General features: G+C 63.7%; 10 protein-coding genes. 1 reads left to right on the forward strand and 9 read right to left on the reverse strand.

Translation table 11 applies throughout. From position 1 onward, the window contains the following. Nucleotides 1-2 precede the first annotated feature (2 nt). The 4 genes from addB to VE23_RS07720 all read right to left on the reverse strand — a co-directional run bounded on the left by addB (nt 3) and on the right by VE23_RS07720 (nt 9,818). Nucleotides 3-3,680, reverse strand: coding sequence for a helicase-exonuclease AddAB subunit AddB (gene addB, locus VE23_RS07705; RefSeq protein WP_069202440.1), 3,678 nt, complete (start codon nt 3,678-3,680; stop codon nt 3-5). A gap of 93 nt (nt 3,681-3,773) precedes the next feature. Further along, nucleotides 3,774-6,866: an AAA family ATPase gene (locus VE23_RS07710; protein ID WP_049867690.1), complete on the reverse strand. Its 3,093-nt coding sequence runs from the start codon at nt 6,864-6,866 to the stop codon at nt 3,774-3,776. Next, nucleotides 6,863-8,035, reverse strand: coding sequence for an exonuclease SbcCD subunit D (locus tag VE23_RS07715; protein ID WP_048749508.1), 1,173 nt, complete (start codon nt 8,033-8,035; stop codon nt 6,863-6,865). The genes VE23_RS07710 and VE23_RS07715 overlap by 4 nt, the downstream gene beginning before the upstream one ends. Nucleotides 8,036-8,396: 361 nt before the next feature. Beyond that, nucleotides 8,397-9,818, reverse strand: coding sequence for a class I SAM-dependent rRNA methyltransferase (locus VE23_RS07720; protein WP_048749509.1), 1,422 nt, complete (start codon nt 9,816-9,818; stop codon nt 8,397-8,399). A 315-nt stretch (nt 9,819-10,133) separates the two neighbouring features. Between VE23_RS07720 and VE23_RS07725 the strand changes: the two genes are divergently transcribed. Further along, complete coding sequence (locus tag VE23_RS07725; RefSeq protein ID WP_048749512.1) at nt 10,134-11,117, forward strand: Na/Pi cotransporter family protein; 984 nt, start codon at nt 10,134-10,136, stop codon at nt 11,115-11,117. 226 nt (nt 11,118-11,343) lie between these two features. Here the strand turns inward: VE23_RS07725 and VE23_RS07730 are convergent, their stop codons facing one another. The 5 genes from VE23_RS07730 to prmA all read right to left on the reverse strand — a co-directional run bounded on the left by VE23_RS07730 (nt 11,344) and on the right by prmA (nt 15,875). Beyond that, complete coding sequence (locus tag VE23_RS07730; protein WP_048749514.1) at nt 11,344-11,787, reverse strand: NUDIX hydrolase; 444 nt, start codon at nt 11,785-11,787, stop codon at nt 11,344-11,346. 63 nt (nt 11,788-11,850) lie between these two features. After that, nucleotides 11,851-13,206 carry a tRNA (N(6)-L-threonylcarbamoyladenosine(37)-C(2))-methylthiotransferase MtaB gene (gene mtaB / locus VE23_RS07735; RefSeq protein WP_048749517.1) on the reverse strand — a complete coding sequence of 452 codons (1,356 nt, stop codon included), beginning with the start codon at nt 13,204-13,206 and terminating at the stop codon, nt 11,851-11,853. A 5-nt stretch (nt 13,207-13,211) separates the two neighbouring features. After that, on the reverse strand, nt 13,212-13,997 hold the full coding sequence (locus VE23_RS07740; RefSeq protein WP_049867691.1) for an RsmE family RNA methyltransferase: 786 nt from the start codon (nt 13,995-13,997) through the stop codon (nt 13,212-13,214). Between the two features lie 135 nt (nt 13,998-14,132). Then, nucleotides 14,133-14,813: a site-2 protease family protein gene (locus VE23_RS07745; RefSeq protein WP_021882391.1), complete on the reverse strand. Its 681-nt coding sequence runs from the start codon at nt 14,811-14,813 to the stop codon at nt 14,133-14,135. Between the two features lie 3 nt (nt 14,814-14,816). Then, the gene (prmA, locus tag VE23_RS07750) at nt 14,817-15,875 is read right to left on the reverse strand and encodes a 50S ribosomal protein L11 methyltransferase (RefSeq protein WP_049867692.1); all 1,059 of its coding nucleotides are present in this window, start codon (nt 15,873-15,875) and stop codon (nt 14,817-14,819) included. Between the last annotated feature and the right edge of the window lie 31 nt (nt 15,876-15,906).

The raw sequence follows: 15,906 nt of genomic DNA on the forward strand, positions 1-15,906 counted from the left end.
CTTCAACTCCTCCTTCCATCTCCATTTTCATCCCGATCCGCCGTTCCTTTCAACGGGCTCATATCCCCGGATACCCTGTCCCGAGATGCGGGATCCATATCCCGGGGTGCGGATTGCATATCCCCGGGTGCAGGATCCATATGCAGGGGTTCGGAATTCATATCCGCGGCGCAAGCCGGCTCCGCCTGGGCTTCCGCCAGCTCCTCGAGCGACCGCCACACCTCTTCCTTGCCCGGAGTCCCGAGCTTCAGGTACTCGTTGGCCTCGTTGAGCGGGTCGAACTGGCATACCGGCCGGTACGAGCAGAACTGGCAGGGCGTCTTGGAACCGAGGCGATAAGGACGGATGGCGATCTCTCCGTCCTTGACCGACTGTCCGATCGTCGCGATCGTGCGCCGCACCGAAGAGCGCAGCAGCTCCCACTGTCTTCCCGACGCCAGAGCCGAATCGCTGAGGAAGGTCCCGTCTTTCTTGAAGCCCGCCGGAAGCAGGTCGGAACGTCCTTCCATCGCGCCGTCCATCATGCGCACCGTGTCCGCGTCGTCGAGCAGCAGTCCGCGCATCTTGAAGCGCTTGAGCAGCATCGCCGCCGCTTCGTCCGGCTCAAGCCCCGACGGAACGCTGAGCACGGGATTATGAACGTGGAAATACAGGACGCCCGCCGGCTGCGCAGCGGAGCCCAGCCATTTCTCGGCATGCGTGAGCAGGACGTCCAGGTAGGTGAGCATCTGCAGCGAAAGGCCGTGCGAGACTTCCTCGAGGCGGAGCTGGGTCGCGCTGGACTTGTAGTCCAGCACCCGCAGCAGCAGGCCCTTGTCCGATCTGGCCGCGTCGACGCGGTCGATCCTTCCGATGATGCGGATGCTGCCTCCGTCGGGCAGCTCGATATCCAGCGGCGGCAGCGTGCCGTCCGGCCCGAAGTCCACTTCCAGCCCGACCGGCTGGAACTCCGCCCTGCGCGCATGCTCTCCCAGCACGACGGCGGCGCGGCTGACGATGTCCTTCAGCTTGCCGGCGATATACCGGTAGCGCCCGCTGCTGAGCAGAATTTCCGATTGCAGGCGGGGCGACAGCTCCTCGACGACCCGCCCGGATATCGCCTTGATCTCCTCGCTGCCCGCCCTGCCCCAGCCTTCGCCCAGCTCCGTGGCGACTCGGCTGAGCGCCGCATGGAACAGCTGGCCCATATCGGGCGCCTGAAGCTTGTACAGCTTGCGCTCCTTGAGCCCGAGGCCGTGAATCGCAAAATGCTGGAACGGGCAGGAGACGAACCTCTCCATCCGGGTGACGCTCGCCGTCAGCCGGCTTCCGTACAGCCGGTCCGCAGTCCGCCTGGTCAGCGCCGCCTCCTGGTTGGCGTAGCTCAAGGAATCCAGCATCGCCTGCAGCCTGGATTGCCACTGCGGCCGGACAGCGAACCAATTGTACGCATCCCGCCACAAGCCGGAAAGCTCTCCCCCTTCCATCCAGGAACGGATTCTCGGCATCAGGTAGGAGAGCGTGCGCTGCGGCAGCTCCATGTACTCGAGCAGCTCCCGCTCTCCCTCGTCCTTCTCCGGAAAGGCCGCCGCAGGACGGGATTCCAGCCAAGGATACAGCTTTCTCAAATGCCGGACATATTCGGAAGGATAGAGGCCCTTGCCTTCCTCGTCGGCTAGCGGCCAGCTGACCCAGAGCCCTTCCGAAGGAGACAGGAACGCCCTGTAGATCAAATAACGTTCATCGAGCAGCTTCCTTCTCATGCCGGGAGCCATCTCAAGCCCCAGGTCGCCGAGCGATTCCCGCTCCCTCTCGGTCAGCACGCCGTCTTCCTGCATGCGCATCGGCAGGACGCCGTCGCTCGCGCCGAGCACAAAGCTGAACCGGACATCTCCCGTCCGCGTCCGATCCATCGTTCCCACGACGACCTGATCCAGGGAAGGCGGCACGGCGGACAGCTTGAGGCTCTCCAGTCCCGTCTCGACCATGCCGGCGAACAAGTCCGCCGGCACCTCCTCTTCTCCCGCCATCTCCACCAGCTGATCCAGCAAGTTCATGACGCCGTCCCACAGCTGCCGGTGGATGCGGGCGGAGCCCGGCCTTCCTTCGGCCAAATCGCTCTCGCTGCGCCGCTCCAGCCTGGATGCGGCTCCAGACCGGTCCAGGAAATCGAACAGAGCCTCGCACATGCCCCGTATCGTCCCCGCCTTGGCAATCGCCCGCTCGAGCCTCGCCAGAGGCGAAACAAGCTCCTTGCGCGCCTTCAGCAGATCCTCGAATTCCGCCACCCTGCGGGCATCAGCCTCCGCCGGCTCGTCCTCCACTCCGCCGCGCAGGAGAGGCTTCCAGCCCTTGGGGCTTTTCCACTGCCGTCCCTCGATGCCGGCGGCAAGAACGTAGTTTTCCAGCCGGTCGTAGCGCTCGCGGTCCATCCTGCCGTCCTCGGGAAACAGCATCTCCGTCTTGACGCAGCGGAAAACCGCTTCATGCTTCCAGCCGTACAGGACCGTCTCCAGAGCGGAGCGAATGAATTCGGACAATGGATGATGGAGGACGTCCTTGCTCTGATCCATGAAGAAGGGAATGCCGTAGTCCGTAAATACGTTATGGATGGCATCGTTGTATTCCGCGCTTTGCCGCACGACGACCGCCATTTCCCGCCAGCGCGCGCCCTTCTCCCGCGTCAGCCGGAGCATCTGCCTCGCGGCCGCCTCGACTTCCGCCCTGCGGTTCGCGGCTGCCGTCAGGACGACGGCATCGGCAGCCCCGGCCGATTCGAGATTCGGCATCGGGCTCCACCAGCCGAAGTTCTTCTCCAGATGGGCCAGCATGCCGGCCCGCTCATATCGCGGCGGCGCATCGGCAGGCAATGCGGCTGCCGGATCGATCGGAACCGACAGCTCCTCGCTCAAAGCGCGAAGCCGGATATACGTATCCGCCGCCGGATGAAAGAGATCGAGCTCATGCGGACGGACGCCGTCGTCATAAGGCCTGTCCAGGCAAAGGGTTACCGTCACCTGCTCCGCATGCCGCAGCATGGATCCGAGGGCAGACAGCTCGTTCGGCGTGAAGCCGTTGAAGCCGTCCACCCAGATCCGCGCTCCGCGCAGGGAGCCGCAGTCTCCGAAGCCTTCCGCGAGATGGAGCAGATGATCCTCGTCGTCCATATACAGCCCGGCAAGCTCTCCGTCCAAGGCGCCGTAAATCAGGGACAGATCATGCAGCTTGCGCGAGAGCAGCGAGGCAGGGCCGCTCTTCGGCCCGTCTCCAAGCCTCGCCTCGATGTCGGCGGGACGGATTCCGTACCGCTTCCACTCCGTCAGCAGCTCGCCGAGCTTGCCGATGAAGCCTTGCTGGTCCGTGCCTCCCCGGAACAGCAGCAGGTCGGAGGACAGCCGATGGACAATTTTGTGGAGAAGCATGTTCTTGCCGTTCTCGCCGACCGGGATGATCGCCGCCCCGCCCGTCTCCTGCATGACGCGCAGCGCCAGCCTGCGGAAGCTGAGCACCTGGGCGCGCAGGCTCGAGCGGATCGAGCCGCTGCCGAGCAGAGCGTATTCCGTCTGGAACGTCGCTTGCTCCGGAGTCAGCAGGATCAGCGGCGGTCCTCCGGGATCATCGGCCAGCAGCGCCCGGATTTCGTCCAGGCAGGCCGAAGTCTTGCCGGTACCCGCTCTTCCTGTTATGATGCGAAGCCCCATGGGCCGAACCTCCTTGTACGGCTGTATTCGCGCCTGCAGCCATAGCTGCCGCGGCCGAGCGATATGTGAGCAGCCATAGCTGCCGCTGCCGAGCTACTTGAGCACCAGCCTCGTCCGGCTGTGCCCTTCCTTCGTCTTGCTCACTTCCAGCACGGCCGGGAACGCGTCCTTGAGCTCCTGGACGTGGGAGATGACGCCGATCATCCTGCCCGCCCGCTGCAGGTCCGCCAGAGCTGCGATCGCCCTTCCGAGCGATTCCTCGTCCAGCGAGCCGAAGCCTTCGTCGATGAACATCATCTCGATGGAGACCCCTCCCCGATGGGCCTGGATGACATCCGTCATGCCGAGAGCGAGCGCCAGGGAGGCGTTGAACTTCTCGCCGCCCGAGAGGGATTTCACGTCCCGGTTCTGGCCTGTGTAGCTGTCGTAGACGTCGAGGCCGAGGCCGCTTTGACGCCCTCTCGCCTCGAGCCGGCCGCTGCGCTCCAGCATGAACTGTCCGCTCGACAGCACCCGCAGCCGTTCGTTGGCGGCGTACAGAATCTGCTCCAGAAACTCGATGAGGATATACCGCTCGAAGGACATCTTCAGCGCATTGTCGCCCTTGAGCATCTCGTGCAGATCGGCCACTTCCTCCAGCGCCCGCTCCGAATCCTCGAACCGGAGCGATGCCTCGCCGACCGCCGCCTTGAGAGAGGAGGCGGTCTCCGCGAGCTGCCTGCAGCGGCGCCAGCGGTTGTCCGCCTCCTCGCGGACCGCCTTGAGGCGATCCGCTTCGGCGGCCAGCTCCGCCGCATCGCCGCGCACGCATCCCTCCAGCTCCTTGCGCAGCTCGGCGACAAGCCGCCGCTGCGCGGCAAGCTCCGTCCGGTACGCTCCGAGGACGCGCGCCCCCTGCTTGCGCAGCTCCTCGTCCAGCCTTGCCTCCAGGTACTCGGCGCCGGAAGCGAAGCCCGCCGCCTCCAGCTCGAGGCGGAGACGCTCCGCGGCGTCTTTGCCGGCTGCGGCCGCTTCTTCGGCCTGCACGGCCAACTGCTCCAGGCGGGCGCGCGCCTCGGCAAGCCGGGACGAGCCTCCAGCCAGCCGCTCCCGCGCCGCCTTCAGCAAGCTGTCCATCCTGGCGCAGCGCGCCTCCAGCTCGGCCGCCATCTTCTCGAGCTCCGCCGCGTCGCGCAGCGGCTCCGGCACAGCTTCGAGCTCCGCATCCAGGCGGGAGCTCCGGGCGGCTATGTCCAGCGCCAGCGGCTGCAGCTTCTGCAGCAGCCTCTCCTTGGACGCCTGCAGCTCTTCCAGACGGCGGTCGCGGGCAGCGAGCGCCTCACGGAGCTCCTGCCGCTGCGTCTGCAGCGCTGCCAGCCTCTCGCATTCCGCCTTGAGGCCGAGCCCCTCGGTCAAAGCCTCCTGCAGCTGCAGGTCGAGCCGGTCATGGCCGATTCCGAGCGCATCCGCCTGTTGCCAAGCTTCCTGGCCGCGGCCTCGGGCCGCAGCCGCTTGCGCGGCTGCGGCGCTGAGCTCTCTTTCGACATGGAGCAGCCTCTCCTTGGCTTCCTGCAGCTGCTCGCGGCTTACGCCGCCGTCCGCGGCGGAAGCGGGAGCGGGATGCTCCGCGCTGCCGCATACCGGGCATGGCCGACCGTCATGCAGATGCGCCGCAAGCCTGCCCGCCTGCCCTTCGATCCAGCGCAGCTCCAGCTCTTCCGCATCGAGCCGCAGCCGCTTCGCGGCTGATTCATGATCCGCCTGCTCGCGTTCCAGCTCCGCCGCGAGCCGCTCGGTATCGGCCATCAGCTTCAGCAGCTTGTATTTCTCCTGCATGAAAGCGCGCCGCTCCTGCATCTGAGGCAGACGCTCCGCATCAAGCTCCAGCGCGCTCATCACGTCGGCCTGCGCGCGGCGCTGGATGCGCTCCTGCTCCAGCTCGGAGGCAAGCCGCTCCGCTTCGCGGCCAAGCCTCGCCTCCTCCGCGCGCTGCTTCGCCAGCTCCGCCCGGCGCTCGCCGAGCGTGCGCACCGCCGGCAGAAGCTCGCGCAGCTTCTGCAGCTCCATCGCCGCCTCGCGCCGCTCGGGCTCGCGCGCCTCCTCGGCCTCGGCCGCCTCCGACGCGGCCCTATGCTCCGCTTCCGCGGCTGCGGCTGCGGCGGATGCTTCGACACGCCTCCGCTCCACGGACTCCGCCTCGGCAGCCGCACGCCGCGACTGCTCCTCGTACGGCGCCAGCCTGGCCGCTCTCTCCGCCCGCTCCAGCTTCGCCTCCAGCTCCGCCATCTCGCCGCCGCGGCCTTCCAGCTTCGCCGCCGTCGCCTCCGCCGCCTCCAGCTCGTCCAGCCTCGCATTGAGGCGGGAAGCCTCCGCGAGCTTCGTCCGCTGCGCTTCATAAGCGGCTTCCGCTTCCAGCCGCTCACGCTCCAGCCCCGTTGCCAGGCTGCCGAAATAAACGGCTTCCTCCTCCAGCCCTTCCATCAGGCGCGAAGGAGCCGCATGCTCTTGCGCCAGCAGCTCTTCCAGGCGGCTTCCTTCCCGGACAGGAAGACTCGCGCGCACCTGCTCGCTCATATACAGCAGCCGCTGACGGTTGTCCTTGGCCGCCTCCCGCAGCTCGCGGCTGCGCCTTGCGAAGCTTTCCTCCAGGCTGCGGTAAAGCCCCGTCTGGAACAGGCGGCGCAAAATTTCTTCCTTGTTCTCGGTGTCGGAGGTCAAAAGCTTGCGGAACTCCCCTTGCGGCAGCATGACGATCTGGATGAACTGGTCGCGGCTGAGGCCGACGATCTCCTCCAGCTTGGCGTCGACCTCCTTGATATGAAAGCGGTCCGTCAGAGGCGCCTCGCCTTCGGCGGTAAGCTCGTACAGCTCCGCCTTGCCGCCCGTCTCGCTCTTGTTGCCGGCCTTGCGATGGGGCATCTGCCTGAATACCCGGTACTTGCGGCCTCGTGCGGCAAATACGAGCTCCACCGACGTCGGCGTATCGTCCCCTGCGAAGTGGCTCCGGAGCATCCTCGCCTCCGCCCGGTCCTCGCCGCTCGCGGTGCCGTAGAGCGCATAACAGACCGCATCGAACACCGTCGTCTTGCCCGCTCCCGTCTGTCCGGAGATGACGAACAGGCCGCGCTCGCGCAGCGGCTCGAAATCGATCGCTTCCCCGTTCCGGTAGGGCCCGAAAGCAGTCAAAACCAGTCTGATCGGCCTCATCGCCCCGCCCCCTCTTCCTGCAGCACTTCGGCATAGACCCGCCCGAACAGCTCTCTCTTTTCCTTGCTGAGCTCGGCGCCCTTCACTTCACGGTAAAAGGCATCGAACAGATCGACCGGATCGCGGTCGCGGCGGGCTTTCGCCCCTTCCGGTCCATCCCCAGGCTCCGGCGGAAGCAGGCCTGCGGCCGGCCTCCTCTCGACATGGAGAGCGTTAGGGTAGACGGAACGGACCTTCTCCATCGGAAAAAGAACCGGATTCTCGTCCAGCAGCGTAACGAACACATAATCCCCGCTCGGCTCGTGGCTCTGCTCGATCTCGCGGATAGAAGCCGCCACCCTCCGCATGTCCCGGCGGGCGTACAGCGGCCGGAAGCCGGCGGAAGCCTGTCCCGCTCCGTCGAGCTCAACGAGGAAAAAGCCTTTGCGGTGGTGCTCCTCGGACACCGAGTATTTGAGCGGCGAACCCGCGTAGCGGACGTTCTCCCTTTCCACCCAATGGGCCTGATGCAAATGGCCGAGCGCCGTGTAATGGAACGGGCGGAAATATTCCGCCTTGACATGCTCCGCCCCTCCGATCGAGAGCGGCCGCTCCGATTCGCTTGTGTTCGCCTCCGGCACGCCGCCGGGAGTGACGAACGCATGCCCCACCAATACATGGCGAGCCTGAGGCTCCATTTCAGCCTTGATGCGGTCCGTGATCGCCTTCATGGCGTCGTCGTGGGTGCGGATGTCGTCGTTCCCGAAGGCATGGCGAACCATCGCGGGATCGGCGTAAGGAACCAGATGGAAATGGACCTCGCCATGCTCGTCGGACAGGACGACGGGCCCGCTGTCCGCCTTCAGCGCCCCGGCGAGATGCAAGCCCCGGCGGGACATCATGCGGGTGCCGAAGCTGATCCGGTCCGGACTGTCATGATTGCCGGAGATGGCGAGCACGGGCGTGTCCAGCTCGATGACGAGGCGGTAAAGCGTCTCGTCGAGCAGCTCCACCGCCTCGGTAGGCGGCACGGCGCGGTCGTACAGATCGCCGGCGATGACGACGGCATCCGGCCGCTCCTCTTCCACCGCGCGCACAAGCTGCTCCAGGACATGCCGCTGGTCCTCCGTCATATAGACTCCCTGAACGAGCTTGCCGAGATGCCAGTCTGCCGTATGTAGGAATTTCACCGCTTACCGCTTCCTTTCTATGTCGCGAACGCCGGGCGATCCGGCCGTCCCCGCGCCTTCGGATTCTATCACGCTATGACTCTATCAATGAACATATGTTCTTATACAGTAGCATTAGCCATCCTCAAAGACAACCCCTGCGGAAGCTGCAAATGTACCCATTCCAGCCCTATGGAGAAGCTGAAATCGCGCCGCCGGAACGGACTCTCCCTTCGCGGGTGAAAACCATCCGATCCATTCCGCGCAAAAAGGCGGCGCCTGCGGCGCCGCCTTGCTGCAAAAAGCAGCCCTCGTTGATCGCATGCCCGGAAAGCAAGCTTTGTCAGAACCTGCAACCTGCAAAATTCGATGATCCCAAGATCTACAAGCTATGGACCTCGAAAATCGCAAACTTCAAGTAATGCCCTTCCGCAACGCCGAGCAGCTGCGGGTGGTCCTTGCCCGCCGCCCTCCATTCCACCAGCTTGAGCGACTTGCCCGCATCCGCCGCCGCTTCGAGGATCGTCTCCAGGAACAGCTCCGGCTTCATATGGTAGGAGCAGCTCGCCGTGACGAGATAACCGCCCTCGTTGACAAGCTTCATGCCGTGCAGGTTGATATCCTTGTAGCCTCGGCATGCGCCCTCGACCGCGCCTTTCGTCTTGGCGAAAGCCGGAGGATCGAGAACGACCACATCCCAGGTCCGCCCTTCCCCTCCCAGCTTCTTGGACGTGTCGACGGCCTTCCCTCCGGAGGCGCGCGCCGTCCGCTCCTCCAGTCCCTTCACCTGCTGGCGCAAATATTGGAACGCGTCGTCCACGACGAATTCAACCCGGTCGGTGAAGCCGTTCCGTTCCACATTGCGCTTGGCCGTATCGATCGCATGCTCGGAGACGTCCAGGCAGGTGACTTTTTTAGCCCCGTATTTGCAGGCATGCAGCGTGAAGCTGCCGGTGTGGGCAAAACATTCCAGCACGGTCGCCCCGTCCCAAAGCGGGTAGGTGACGGCTTTGCCGCTTTTGTTGACCGGAACGAGCACGGTGCCGGGCTCGGAGGCCGATGGACCGGATGCCGGCGCGGCCAGCCGCGCTTCCTCAGGCAGCTCGTCCACTGGACGCGGCTGAAGCGTGATGCCGCTGCGCTTGCCCCAGCCTTTCATGAGAGGCTCGATGGCAGCCCGGTTCTCCCGCTGATCGTAGAAATAGCCCGTCTTTTGCCCCTGGGCGATATCGACCTCCATGAGAAGGCCGTTCTCCGTAATTTCCACGATGGATGGGCAATCGCCGTAAAGGACGCCCGTCCGCTCCTCCAAGCCTTCGAGGCGCCGCACGCCGACGTCGCTGCGCTCATAGATGCCTCGCGGACGGAATACTTCGACGAGCGCGGCGACGATGGCTTCGCGCTTCAGATCCAGCCCAAGAGTCAGAATCTGGACGACGAGAACGTCCGCGAACCGGTCGACGACAAGTCCGGGCACATAATCGGCCTCTCCATAGACGAGTCGGCAGTCCGCATCCGCAACGAAGCGCTCCCGGTACTCCTTGGCGCGGCTGAACTTCTCCTCAAAGAAAGCCTGATCCAGCTCCTGCTCTGGCTGACGGGAAACGATTCTCACGCGGATCTGCGACTGGGGATTCCAGTATCCCGAGGCGATATACCTGCCGTTCGAGGCGTGCACGTCCACCATCGCTCCCGGCTCCGCCTCGCCCTCCATCCGCTCGACTTCTCCGGCGTAGACCCAGGGATGCCCCTGCTCCAGCCTTCTCGTTTTTTTCTTGACCAATACAGCCTTGGCTCTGCTCACGCTATCATCCTTCCATTGTCCAGGCAGACCGTCACGGTTCGGCCTGCTTGTCATTCTTGTCCGCTGCGAATCATAGATTAGGATAGGGAAATCGGGGTTTAAAGGCGCGCTAACGTCTTCGGAGAAAAGCGCTTCATAGCACGCACCCTGTGTCCTGTTCCTCCAGACCCTTCCATCTGCTTCGCTGGCTTGTTGCTTCTACAATTCATCTTAAATAAATGTGGGATAGATCCACCCTGCCGCTACTGCCCGTCCAACGGCAGCTGCTGGTCCAGGAGCTTCCCGGAATCGCCGCACAAAAAGGAGACCTTCATCATGCTCACTGCCATTGTGCTTCCGGCCGCGTTCGGCTTCGCCGTCTTCATGCTCGGCATGAAGCTGATGGAAGCGGCGCTCCACCGCGCAGCCGGACGCTGGCTTCAAGCTGCAATCGAGCGCTTCACACGCACGCCTCTGCACGGCCTCCTGACCGGCGCCGCGGCGAGCGCGGTGCTGCAAAGCAGCACCGCCGTCACCGTCATCGCCATCGGCATGGTCAACGCCGGCGTCATGGCCTTTCCCCGAACGATCGGAATCGTGCTCGGCACCAACATCGGCACCTGCCTGACGACCGAGCTGATCGGCCTTGATCTGGACCGGCTCGCCGGCCCGCTGCTGCTGCTCGCCCTGGCCGGATGGCTGCTGACCGCCCTGCTCGGCGAAATGAGCTCCTCGGCAGGCCTTCGCAGGCAGCGCTGGCTTCGCCCTCTGCGCAGCGCTTCGCTCGTCCTGGGCGGCTTCGCTCTTATTCTCTCCGGCATCGCCGTCATGAAATCGATCGGCGACGCCGTTCAGAACAGCCTATTCTTCCACTGGTTCATGGACCGGTCGGGGGACAGCCTTCTCTGGGGACTGCTGGCAGGGGCAGCCTTGACCGCGGCCGTCCACAGCAGCGCCGCCGTCATCGGAATGGCGATGACCCTCGCCGCATCGGGCGTGCTTCCCATGGAGCTGGGCGTCGCCATCGTGCTCGGAGCCAACGTCGGCACCTGCCTCACCGCCGTGCTCGCCTCCATCGGCGGCACCCGGGCAGGAGCCAAGGTGGCCTGGTTCCACGTCGCGCTCAATGTCGGCGGAGCGCTGCTGTTCCTGCCCTTCACGGGCTGGCTAGCCGCCGCCTCCGCCTGGTTCGGCGGCGGCCCCGCTTCGCAGCTCGCCCATGCCCAGACGCTGTTCAACGTCCTCTGCTCGCTGATCGTGCTGCCGCTCTGCTACATTCCGCGGCTCCGCATTCCGAACAAGAGCCCCGCCCCTAAATAGTAGGGACGGGGCTTCTTGCCTCTGCCTGTCTGGCCGCTTGAAAGCTGTCAGCCGGGAACTCCCGAGAGCGGCGCCTCAGCGACTCGCTTCTTTGCCGCTTAGACCAGCCGTCCGACTCGGCAATCCGCTTCTTCGGCGCTTAGACCGGTCAGTCCGGCTCGGAAATCCGTTTTTTCGCCGTCCGACTCGGCAATCCGCTTCTTCGCCGCTTAGGTCGGGCAACGCTTTAGCGATCCGTCTCTTCGGCGCTTAGGCCGAGCAGCCGGAGCGCGCCCGCGACGATCCGATCGTTGTTGTCGTAGCCGGATTGGCGCTGCTTGCGCCATGCCTCCTCGGGCTCGAACCAGTCGACGCCGCGTATTTCCTCCACCTGGGCATGAAGAGTACCGCCCGTCGCTTCCACGAGGTAATAGTGGACTTCCTTGTCCACGACGCCTTTCGTCTCGTGGCGGTACTGGTATTTGATCTGGGCGATCGGCTCGATGATGCGGCCTTCCATCCCCGTTTCTTCGACGATTTCGCGCAGGGCGGTTTGCTCCACCGTTTCTCCGGGCTCCATTTTCCCTTTGGGAAGGGATACTTTGCCGTAACGGTCCTGGATCAGTTGAATTTGCAGCCCATTTTCCGGCGTCCGTCTGTACACGACCCCGCCTGCTGAAATTTCCTTCATGCGCTCCTTATCCTCCCGATAATGATTTCCGTTGTCCACGATGAGTCCGCCGCCGGAGCCTGATCAGGCTCCGGCTTTTTCCGTCAGGCTCGGCGCTTCTTCCTGGACGCTGACAAGAACTCCGCGGCTCTCGTTGACTCCGGCTTCCGTGATCCGCACGCGGCACAGCTTGCCGACAAGCGCTTCGGAGCCTTCGAATACGACCTGGATGTAGTTGTCCGAGTAGCCCATGATCAGTCCCGCTCCCGCCGAGCCTTTGTGCTCGCGCTCCGGAATGACCTCCAGGACATGGCCGACGTGCTTTTCCGCATAAGCCAGCTGGAGAGATTCCGACAGGTCGATCAGCTTATGGACGCGCTCGTTTTTGATTTCCTCGTCGACCTGGTCTTCCATGCGCGCGGCAGGAGTGCCGGTCCGTTTGGAATAAGGGAACACATGCATTTCGGAGAAGCCAAGCTCCTTCATGTACCGGTAGCCCGCCTCGAACTGCTCCTGACTCTCGCCCGGGAACCCGACGATGACGTCCGTCGTGATCGCCACGCCCGGCATCGCTTCATGCAGGCGCTTGATCGTCGCCGCGAACTCTTCGGTCGTGTACTTGCGGCGCATGCGCTTCAGCACGGTATCGTCGCCGGCCTGCAGCGGAACATGGAGATGGCGGCACATCTTGGAGGATTTGTTGAGCACTTCGATCATGTCCTCGTCGATCTGGCTCGCCTCGATCGAGCTGATGCGGATGCGCTCGAGACCGTCCACCTTGTCCAGATCCCACAGCAGGTCGGACAGCTTGTAGTTGTCCAAATCGTCGCCGTAGCCTCCGGTATGGATGCCGGTCAGGACGATTTCCTTGAAGCCGGACGCGACCAGGCTGCGGGCCTGCTCCACGACGCTCTTGGGATCACGGCTGCGGGACAGCCCCCGCGACCACGGAATAATGCAGAAGGTGCAGAAGTTGTTGCAGCCTTCCTGGATTTTCAGAAACGCGCGGGTGCGGTCCGCGAAGTCGGGCACGTCCAGCTCCTCGAACTCGCGCGTCTTCATAATGTTGCGCACGGCGTTGACCGGCGTGCGCTCGTCCTGCACCTGACGGATATAGTCCATCAGCTTGTCGCGGTCCTGCGTTCCGATGACGAGATCCACGCCCGGAATGTCCAGAATCTCGGCCGGGGACGTCTGCGCGTAACATCCCGTCACGGCGATGACCGCCTCGGGATTGCGGCGGATGGCGCGGCGGATGATCTGCCGGCTTTTCTTGTCCCCCGTGTTCGTCACGTGGCATGTATTGATGAGGTATACGTCGGCCGTCGTCGTGTCGAAGTCGACCTGCTCGTACCCTTCATTCTTGAACAGCTGCCAGATGGCTTCGGTATCGTAAAAGTTGACTTTGCAGCCCAAGGTGTAGAGTGCGACCGATGGCATCTTCTTCATCTTCCTCCCATTTCGCCGGATTCGTACATCAGGCAGGCCAAGCCTGCCAGAGGTGCCGTCTCCGCTCTTAAAATTCTGCGCCCGAGCCCGGCCGCCAACGCGCCCGCCGCCGCCGCCGCTTCCGCTTCGCGCGGAGAGAAGCCGCCTTCGGGACCGACGACCAGCAGCAGCCGGTGCGCCTTGTCCGCCGTCAGCCTGCCCGCCTCGCGGGCTTGCCTGATGCGGTCCGCAAGACCGGTCAGCCCGCCCGGCTCATGTCCTTCCGCTTCATAGCAGAACAGCACGAGGTCGTAATCGGCAAAAGCCGCCAGCAGCTCTTTCCAGGCATGGACCTCATGGACGGCCGGCAGCCGGCTGCGATGGGCCTGCTCCGCCGCTTCCTTGGCGATCCTGCCCCAGCGCTCCAGCCGCTTGGCTTCCTTGCGGGCGTCGTACTGGACGACCATCCGCTCGCACTGGAACGGCAGAAATCCGGCCGCTCCGATCTCCGTTCCCTTCTGGATGACAAGCTCCATCTTGTCGCCCTTCGGAAGGCCTTGGGCGACCGTGACCTGCCAGAGCGGCTCCCGGTCCATCGGAAGCCTTTCGGCGATGTCGCCTCTGACTAGGGACGGATCGACATCCGTCAGGACGATGCGGGCTTCACGCTGCGCGCCGTCGCTGGCGATGATCTCGTCTCCCGGTTTCATCCGCATGACTCTCGCGATATGATGGGCGTCCTCGCCGCTTAAGGTGACGCCGTTGTCGCCGAACTGCTCCGGCGTTATAAAGTAACGCTGCATAGTGGGCCAAACTCCTGTTTTTAAAAGTCATCCTCCATCATACACGTTTTGAGGCGGGAAATCTATTCGGCCCCACGGATCCCGGCCGCACGGCGGCATAAAAAAAGCCCGCGCCATGGAAGCGCGGACTTGAATTTATCCAAAGAACAAGGGCGTGAAGAGGCGAAGGAAAAACAAGTGCAGATCGCCGACCAGAGCCAGATAGGGACGAATGGTCGCATTGCTAAGCGCCGGTATGAACACGAGCAGCAGGAAAACCAGGACTCCCCACTGAGAATACTGATCCAGCAGAATCCGAGAGCGGCGAGGCAGCAGCTCGTACAGAATCCGGTAGCCGTCCAGCGGAGGCAGCGGAATCAGGTTGAACAGGAACAGCATGCCGTTCAGATAGATGAAATATTTGAAGAAAACGTTCAGGGCATCGATGTAGCGCAGAGGCGTGTCATTCAGAATGCCCGAGAAATTGAGAGCCGACACGATGAACACTCCGATCGCCATCAGCAGAAGGTTGCTGAGCGGTCCGACAAGGGAGACGACGATGCTCATCAGCCGCGGCCGCTTGAAGCGGGAGCTCATGACCGGCACCGGCTTGGCCCAGCCGAAGCCCGCGATCAGGATCAGGAACATGCCGAAAAAATCGATATGGGAAGCCGGATTGAGCGTAACCCGGCCCTGCTTGTAGGCGGTGTCGTCTCCGAATTTGTACGCCGAGTAGGCATGGGCGAACTCGTGGAGAGTAAAGGCGATGATCAGGACAAGCAGGACAAAGGGAAGCTCGGCGACAGGGTAAGCGAGAAGATTGTCCAACCCCTCCATGGCTTACCGCTCCCCTTCTGGCTTGGCGGCCACGAAGGCGATCCATTTGTCCTCGCGGACGCGGTCGACGATCTCGAAGCCGGATGCCAGAAGCCCGGCTTCGACGGCCTGCTCCTTGTTCTCGTAGATGCCCGACGCGATATAGATGCCGCCCGGCTTCAGCGCCTCGTAGACGTCATCGATGAACAGCAGGATGATCTCCGCGAGAATGTTGGCAACGACCAGATCGCAAGGCGCCTCGACCCGCAGCGGGCCGGCCTGCTCCATCGCTTCGGCCAGCTGCTCCCTGGCCTCGTCCTCGGCCGCGTTGGCGGTGCCGTTCCAGCCGGCGCCCTCTCCCGCACTGCGGCTGATGACGCCGAGCAGGTCGCTTTGCAGCACCTGGATGACGTCGTCCATGCCGTTCAGACGGGCATTTTCCTTGGCGCTGGATACAGCGACCGGGTCGAGATCGACAGCCAGCACGCTGGATGCGCCCAGCAGGACGGCCCCGATGGCCAATATGCCGGAGCCGGTGCCGACGTCGATGACCTCGTCCCCCTCGCGGATCGCCGATTCAAGCGCGCGCAGGCATAGGGAGGTCGTCGGATGGGTGCCGGTGCCGAATGCCATGCCGGGATCAAGCTCGATGATGCGCTCGTCCCCGGAACCCTCGTACGGCTCCCAGGTCGGCTTGATCGTCAGCCTTTCGGTGACCCGGATCGGCTTGAAATACTGCTTCCAGGCCGTCGCCCAGTCGTCCTCGTCCACCGTGACGACGGCGATTTCGTATGTACCGGGATTGATGTCGTAGTCCTTCAGCTCCTCGATCCGGGGACGGATGGCGGCCACATGGGCGTCCATGTCCTCGTCTTCGCTGAAGTAGCCCTTGATGACGGCGTCTCCCTCGGCGATATCGTTGAGCGGCAGCTCGTACCATTGGCCGAACGACTCGTCGCGCCGCCTGTTCAAGGAGCCGGATTCTTCGATGGAAACTCCGCCTGCGCCCTGTTCATGCAAAAAGTTGGAAATCATCTCCACCGCTTCCTCGGTGGTCGAGATCGTAAGTTCATGATATTTCATCTTCGCATAAGCCCCCTCGCTTGCTATCCCG

Origin of the sequence: Paenibacillus sp. D9 (genome assembly GCF_001188365.1) — a bacterium.
Lineage (GTDB): Bacteria > Bacillota > Bacilli > Paenibacillales > Paenibacillaceae > Paenibacillus_O > Paenibacillus_O humicus.

Bases quoted from the DNA above. Each gene is read 5' to 3' on its own strand.
- VE23_RS07745 (WP_021882391.1), bottom strand. From the start codon at position 14,813: ATGGAGGGGTTGGACAATCTTCTCGCTTACCCTGTCGCCGAGCTTCCC.
- mtaB (WP_048749517.1), bottom strand. From the start codon at position 13,206: ATGCCATCGGTCGCACTCTACACCTTGGGCTGCAAAGTCAACTTTTAC.
- addB (WP_069202440.1), bottom strand. From the start codon at position 3,680: ATGGGGCTTCGCATCATAACAGGAAGAGCGGGTACCGGCAAGACTTCG.
- VE23_RS07730 (WP_048749514.1), bottom strand. From the start codon at position 11,787: ATGAAGGAAATTTCAGCAGGCGGGGTCGTGTACAGACGGACGCCGGAA.
- VE23_RS07725 (WP_048749512.1), top strand. From the start codon at position 10,134: ATGCTCACTGCCATTGTGCTTCCGGCCGCGTTCGGCTTCGCCGTCTTC.
- prmA (WP_049867692.1), bottom strand. From the start codon at position 15,875: ATGAAATATCATGAACTTACGATCTCGACCACCGAGGAAGCGGTGGAG.
- VE23_RS07710 (WP_049867690.1), bottom strand. From the start codon at position 6,866: ATGAGGCCGATCAGACTGGTTTTGACTGCTTTCGGGCCCTACCGGAAC.
- VE23_RS07740 (WP_049867691.1), bottom strand. From the start codon at position 13,997: ATGCAGCGTTACTTTATAACGCCGGAGCAGTTCGGCGACAACGGCGTC.